At 59.0% G+C, this 6,378-nt stretch carries 6 protein-coding genes; 3 read left to right on the forward strand and 3 right to left on the reverse strand.

Translation table 11 applies throughout. The features are described from left to right. Window positions 1-19 precede the first annotated feature (19 nt). Complete coding sequence (hemJ, locus tag CKW13_RS12880; protein ID WP_095108991.1) at window positions 20-451, reverse strand: protoporphyrinogen oxidase HemJ; 432 nt, start codon at window positions 449-451, stop codon at window positions 20-22. A gap of 135 nt (window positions 452-586) precedes the next feature. Between hemJ and argC the strand changes: the two genes are divergently transcribed. Together argC and erpA are read left to right on the forward strand one after the other, a co-directional pair. After that, window positions 587-1,621, forward strand: coding sequence for an N-acetyl-gamma-glutamyl-phosphate reductase (gene argC / locus CKW13_RS12885; RefSeq protein ID WP_095108992.1), 1,035 nt, complete (start codon window positions 587-589; stop codon window positions 1,619-1,621). 153 nt (window positions 1,622-1,774) lie between these two features. Continuing rightward, the gene (gene erpA / locus CKW13_RS12890; RefSeq protein ID WP_095108993.1) at window positions 1,775-2,125 is read left to right on the forward strand and encodes an iron-sulfur cluster insertion protein ErpA; all 351 of its coding nucleotides are present in this window, start codon (window positions 1,775-1,777) and stop codon (window positions 2,123-2,125) included. 62 nt (window positions 2,126-2,187) lie between these two features. Here the strand turns inward: erpA and CKW13_RS12895 are convergent, their stop codons facing one another. Both CKW13_RS12895 and CKW13_RS12900 read right to left on the reverse strand, forming a co-directional pair. Then, window positions 2,188-3,279: an anhydro-N-acetylmuramic acid kinase gene (locus tag CKW13_RS12895; RefSeq protein WP_095108994.1), complete on the reverse strand. Its 1,092-nt coding sequence runs from the start codon at window positions 3,277-3,279 to the stop codon at window positions 2,188-2,190. Between the two features lie 3 nt (window positions 3,280-3,282). Further along, a complete protein-coding gene (locus CKW13_RS12900; protein ID WP_095108995.1) occupies window positions 3,283-4,704 on the reverse strand; it encodes a peptidoglycan DD-metalloendopeptidase family protein in 1,422 nt (473 codons plus the stop codon). Between the two features lie 210 nt (window positions 4,705-4,914). On the opposite strand from CKW13_RS12900, the gene tyrS reads away from it, so the two are divergent. Beyond that, complete coding sequence (gene tyrS / locus CKW13_RS12905) at window positions 4,915-6,114, forward strand: tyrosine--tRNA ligase (protein WP_095108996.1); 1,200 nt, start codon at window positions 4,915-4,917, stop codon at window positions 6,112-6,114. Window positions 6,115-6,378: the final 264 nt, after the last annotated feature.

Consider the following 6,378-nt stretch of genomic DNA (forward strand, 5'->3'; position numbering starts at 1 on the left):
TGATTGTGACTGATAGGTATTAGAACGGCCGTACAACGACCAAAATGACGATAGCCAGCAATATCAGAACCGGGACCTCATTGAACCAGCGATAAAAGACATGGCTGCGGGTGTTTTCGCCACGGGCGAAACGTTTTACCTGCGCGCCGCACATGTGGTGGTAGCCGATCAGCAGCACGACCAGGGTCAGCTTGGCGTGCATCCAGCCACCCTGGCCAAAGTAGCCGCTGGGGTTGAGGCTAATCAGCCAGCCGCCGAAGATCAGCGTCGCCACCATGGCGGGCCCCATGATGCCGCGGTACAGCTTGCGCTCCATGATGCTGAAGCGTTCCTTGCTAACGGCGTCCTCACTTTGCGCGTGATACACGAACAGGCGCGGCAAGTAGAACAGGCCGGCAAACCAACAGACGACACTGACGATGTGAAAGGCTTTGAGCCATAGATAAAGCATTTTTAGTTATTTCCAGGTTCACGGTAGGCGCGATAGTAGAGGCTTGGGAGTGTGCCCGTCACCTTGGCGGTTGTGGCCGAACGGCGCGGCCCCTATTATCGACGGCTTTCCAGTGGGTTCGTTGAGGGCAGGTTTATGGTCAAGGTCGGTATCGTCGGCGGCACGGGTTACACCGGTGTCGAACTGCTGCGTCTGTTGGCGCAGCATCCGCAGGCGCAAGTGGTGGTCATCACTTCGCGATCCGAGGCAGGCCTGGCCGTTGCCGATATGTACCCGAACCTGCGCGGCCACTACGATGGCCTGGCATTCAGCGTGCCGGACACCAAGACCCTGGCGGCTTGCGATGTGGTGTTTTTCGCCACCCCGCACGGCGTCGCCCATGCCCTGGCGGGCGAGCTGCTGGCCGCGGGCACTAAGGTGATCGACCTGTCTGCCGACTTCCGCCTGCAGGACGCCGATGAGTGGGCCAAGTGGTACAACCAGCCCCACGGCGCCCCGCAGTTGCTGGAAGAAGCGGTGTACGGCTTGCCGGAGGTCAACCGCGAGCAAATCAAGCAAGCGCGCCTGATCGCTGTGCCGGGCTGCTATCCGACCGCCACCCAGCTGGGTTTCCTGCCGTTGTTGGAGGCGGGGTTGGCGGATACCACCCGCCTGATCGCCGACTGCAAGTCGGGCGTCAGCGGTGCAGGGCGTGGTGCCAGTGTCGGCTCGCTGTACTCTGAAACGTCGGAAAGCATGAAAGCCTATGCGGTCAAAGGCCACCGTCACCTGCCGGAAATCCGCCAGGGCCTGCGCCGTGCAGCAGGCAAAGAGGTCGGGCTGACCTTCGTGCCGCACCTGACACCGATGATCCGCGGCATTCACTCCACCCTCTACGCGACGGTGGTGGACCGTTCCGTCGACCTGCAAGCGCTGTTCGAGAAGCGTTATGCCAATGAGCCGTTCGTCGATGTGATGCCGGCCGGCAGCCACCCGGAAACCCGCAGTGTGCGCGGCGCCAACGTCTGCCGTATCGCGGTGCATCGCCCGCAGGACGGTGACTTGGTGGTGGTGTTGTCGGTGATTGATAACCTGGTCAAGGGTGCTTCGGGGCAGGCCGTGCAGAACATGAACATCCTGTTTGGCCTGGACGAGAAGCTGGGCCTGTCCCACGCAGGCATGTTGCCCTAACAGTAGATGCAAGCCGCGAGCTTCACGTTGCAAGCCTGAGGCTCGCGGCTTGAAGCTTGCCACTGCGGCCATAATAGTTGACCGTTTTTCTGGGAGAAGCGGATAATACGCGCCATCACGCAATATGGCGGCGTAACGCCGGGAGATATCAGCATGAGCGTCGAATCCTTCACCCCCACGGCTTTGCAATTCACCCACGGTGCAGCGCACAAGGTGAAGAGCCTGGTCGATGAAGAGGGTAATGATCGCTTGAAGCTGCGCGTATTCGTTACGGGCGGCGGTTGTTCAGGGTTTCAATACGGTTTTACTTTCGATGAAGACGTGGCCGATGACGACACCATCATCGAGCGCGAGGGCGTCAGCCTGGTGGTTGATCCGATGAGTTTTCAGTACCTGGCAGGTGCCGAGGTGGATTACCAGGAAGGTCTGGAAGGTTCGCGTTTCGTGATTAAGAACCCGAATGCCACGACTACTTGCGGTTGTGGCTCTTCATTCTCGATCTGATCCACAGCGTCTACTCAACGCCGCACTCCCGTCAGGGCTTGCGGCGTTTTGCTATGTGGCGTTCAGGCGGGGTAGATGGCGCCGAGCACCCGTAGTCCGCGAGCGCCGGTGACGCTGGGGCGGTTGGCGGCGATGCCTTCCAGGCAGCAATGTGCCAGCCAGGCAAAGGCCATGGCTTCGACCCAGTCGGGGTCAACGCCGTAAGCGGCGGTGCTGCTGACTTTCGCGCCAGGCAGCAGGCCTGCAAGGCGTGCCATTAGTGCCCCATTGTGGGCGCCACCACCGCAGACCAGCAGTTCTTGGGTATCGCTTTGAGCGGTCTGCAGCGACTCGACGATGGTGCGTGCGGTCAGCTCCAGCAGGGTCGCTTGCACGTTTTCACTGGGCAGTAACGGTAACCGCGCCAGGTGTGCCTGTAGCCAAACGAGGTTGAACACCTCGCGGCCGGTGCTCTTGGGGCCGGTCCCTTGGAAGAACGGGTCGCTGAGCAGCGCGTTCAGCAGGTGCGGATCCACCAAGCCACTGGCGGCCCACTGGCCGTCGCGGTCGAAATGCTCGCCGCGTTGGTGATGAATCCACGCATCCAGCAAGACATTTCCCGGGCCGCAATCGAACCCGGCGACGGGTTTGCCCGCTTCAATCAGGCTCAGGTTACTGAAACCGCCGACATTCAATACCGCCCGATTGCCTGCGCTGCGTTCAAACAGCGCTTCGTGGAAGGCTGGCACCAACGGCGCACCCTGGCCGCCAGCAGCCACGTCGCGGCTGCGGAAATCGCTGACGACCATGATGCCCGTCAGTTCAGTCAGCAGCGCGGGGTTACCGATCTGCACCGTGAAACCACGGGCAGGTTCATGGCGGATGGTTTGCCCATGGCTGCCAATCGCCCGAATATCTTGGGGGTTAAGTTTTTGCTGCTCGAGGAGGCGATGAATGCCTTGCGCGGCCAACTCCACCCAATGCTGCTGGGCGATGGCGGAGCGAGCGATCTCGTCAGGGCCGCTGGTGCATAGGCCCAGCAACTCGCTGCGCATGGCCTCGGGCATGGGGATGTAGTGGGTGGCGACCAGCTTGATCGCGGGGGCTTGCTCGATCAGCGCGATGTCCAGGCCATCGAGGCTGGTCCCGGACATCACGCCTATATAGAGCGACATGGCTTAGCGCTTGCTCGAAGCCAGCATAGTGGCTTTCTCTTGGTCCATGCGTGCCATCAGCGGTTGGCTCTGTTGCAGGAAACGGCCGCGCTCGGCTTTGGCGATGGGGTCGGCCATGGGCAGCTTCTGGCCCAGCGGATCGACGTGGACGCCGTTGACCTGGAACTCATAGTGCAAATGCGGGCCGGTGGACAGGCCGGTTGTGCCGATATAACCAATCACCTGGCCTTGCTTGACGTTGCCGCCGGTCTTGACGCCTTTGGCGAAGCCCTGCATGTGGCCGTACAGCGTACGGTAGGCGTTACCGTGCTGGATGATGACTGTGTTGCCGTAGCCACCGCGACGCCCGGCCAGCAGGACCTTACCATCGCCGGCGGCCTTGATCGGGGTGCCACGGGGTGCGGCGTAGTCTACGCCCTTGTGGGCGCGGATTTTGTTCAGGATCGGGTGTTTGCGGCCCATGGAGAAGCGGGAGCTGATACGGGCGAAATCCACAGGGGTGCGGATAAAGGCTTTGCGCATGCTATTGCCATCGGCGGTGTAATAGCTGCTGGAACCTTGCTTGTTGGTGTAGCGCACGGCGGTGTAGGTCTTGCCGCGGTTGGTGAAGCGTGCGGAGAGGATAGGGCCGGTGCCGACGGTCTTGCCGTTGACGACTTTCTGCTCATAGATCACATCGAACTCGTCGCCCTGGCGAATATCCTGGGCGAAGTCGACGTCGTAGCCAAATACGCTGGCCATATCCATGGTCAGCTTGTGCGAGAGGCCGGCGCGAGCGGCCGATTGCGAGAGAGAGCTGTTGATTACGCCGTGGACGTAGGCTGAGCGCACGGTGGGTTTGGCGGTGATGCGATTGAACGCATATCCGTTGGCGCCCTTTGTCAGCGTGATGCTTTCCAGGTCGCTGATCTTGCTGTGCAGGTTATTCAACTGACCGTCTGCGCCCAGCTCGAATTCGAGTTTCTGGCCGTGCTTGAGCTGCGTGAACTGCTTGGCCTGCTTGCCGCTGGCCAGTACTTCATGCACGGCAGTGGTGGGCAGGCCAACCTTGGCGAATAGGGTGGAAAGCGTATCGCCCTTGGCGACCACTACTTCTCTATGGTTGGGTGCTGCTTTCTCTTCGGTGACCACTGGCGCCGGGGCCGCTTGAGCGGTTTGCGAGGCGTCTTGATCGCTGCTTTCGATCTGGGCGAATGGCGATGCTGACACTTCAGTTGTGGCTTGGGCGGCGTCGGCAGTGTCTTGGTCTTGTGTCAGTTGCTCAGCAGGGCTATCCAACTCAAGACTCAAGGTCGTTCGTTTGGCTTCTACATCACTGGACGGAAATACCAGGAGCGCCAGGCTGAGGAGGGCGGCGATGCCACTTGCAGCGAGCAGGTGGGTCTTCGGATAAAGCGGCGGCGCTTTAGACGGTTCAGTGGTCATAGGTAATTTTGACTTTGAGAAGATGAATTGGAAAAGATGAATGACATGATGAAGACGAAATAACTGTATAAAATATAACCAAATCATCTGTGACGCAAGCGCGTGAACGCCGACTTCGTGGATTGCCTTCTGTGCGCCGGGCAAAACTTGTAATTAGTCCCTGATCTTGTATGGTTGGTTCCCTTTGAATCTGAGCCTTGCGGGTCTGTTATGAAGTCGGTTGAAGAGCAGCTAGCGCTGATCAAACGTGGTGCGGAAGAACTGTTGGTCGAGGCTGAGCTGATCGAGAAGCTCAAGCGTGGCCAGCCTTTGCGTATTAAGGCCGGTTTCGATCCGACCGCCCCGGACCTGCACCTGGGGCATACCGTGCTTATTAATAAGCTGCGCCAGTTCCAAGATCTGGGCCATCAGGTGATTTTCCTGATCGGCGACTTCACCGGCATGATCGGTGATCCGAGCGGCAAAAGCACCACGCGCCCGCCCCTGACTCGCGAGCAAGTGCTCGACAACGCCGAGACCTACAAAACTCAGGTGTTCAAAATCCTGGATCCGGCCAAGACGGAGGTTGCCTTCAACTCCACTTGGATGGACAAGATGGGGCCTGCGGACTTCATTCGCCTGACCTCCCAGTACACCGTTGCTCGCATGCTCGAGCGCGACGACTTCGATAAGCGTTACTCCACCAATCAACCTATCGCTATCCACGAGTTCCTCTATCCATTGGTTCAGGGCTACGACTCGGTTGCCCTGCGCGCGGATATTGAGCTCGGTGGCACCGATCAGAAGTTCAACCTATTAATGGGGCGCGAGTTGCAGCGTGCCTACGGTCAGGAGGCTCAATGCATTCTGACTATGCCTTTGCTGGAAGGGTTGGATGGCGTCAAGAAGATGTCCAAATCCCTGGGTAACTATGTTGGGATCCAGGAAGCGCCGGGTGTGATGTACGGCAAGTTGGTGTCGATCCCCGATGCGCTGATGTGGCGCTACTTTGAACTGCTCAGCTTTCGCTCCATGGATGAGATCAATGCGCTGCGGGCAGATGTCGAGGCGGGCGCCAATCCTCGTGACGTCAAGATCAAGTTGGCGGAAGAAATCGTCGCGCGCTTCCATGGCGAAGAGGCGGCCGCAAGCGCGCATCGTGCGGCAGGTAATCGCATGAAGGATGGCGAACTGCCGGATGATCTGCCGGAAGTCGAATTGACGGCCGCCGAAGCGATGCCGATCGCTGCCGTTCTTAATAAAGCAGGCATGGTGAAAAACTCGGCAGTGGCGCGTGACCTCTTGGGGTCTGGTGGTGTGCGTATTGATGGTGAGGTCGTGGATCGCACCTTTATATGCGAGCTGGGCGCTACCTATGTTTGCCAGGCGGGGAAGAAGGCATTTGCGCGTATTACGCTTAAAGCTGAATAAACCCTGAATTAACGGTTGACGGCGATTTATATCTGTCTATAATTCGCCCCACTTCCGGCGCAGTCAAAACGGAAAACTCCTTGGTAAACAAAGAGTTATGCAGGTTTCGACAGCGCGGAGCTTCAGGTCATCGAAGCCCGAAAGGAGTTGAAAAAGAGGTGTTGACAGCAGCGAGTAACGCTGTAGAATTCGCCTCCCGCTAACGAGTGATCGTCAGCGCAAGTGGTTGAAGTTGTTAAAGATTTCCCAGCGAAACTTTGAAGG

Source organism: Pseudomonas sp. Irchel 3E20, from assembly GCF_900187645.1.
GTDB lineage: Bacteria > Pseudomonadota > Gammaproteobacteria > Pseudomonadales > Pseudomonadaceae > Aquipseudomonas.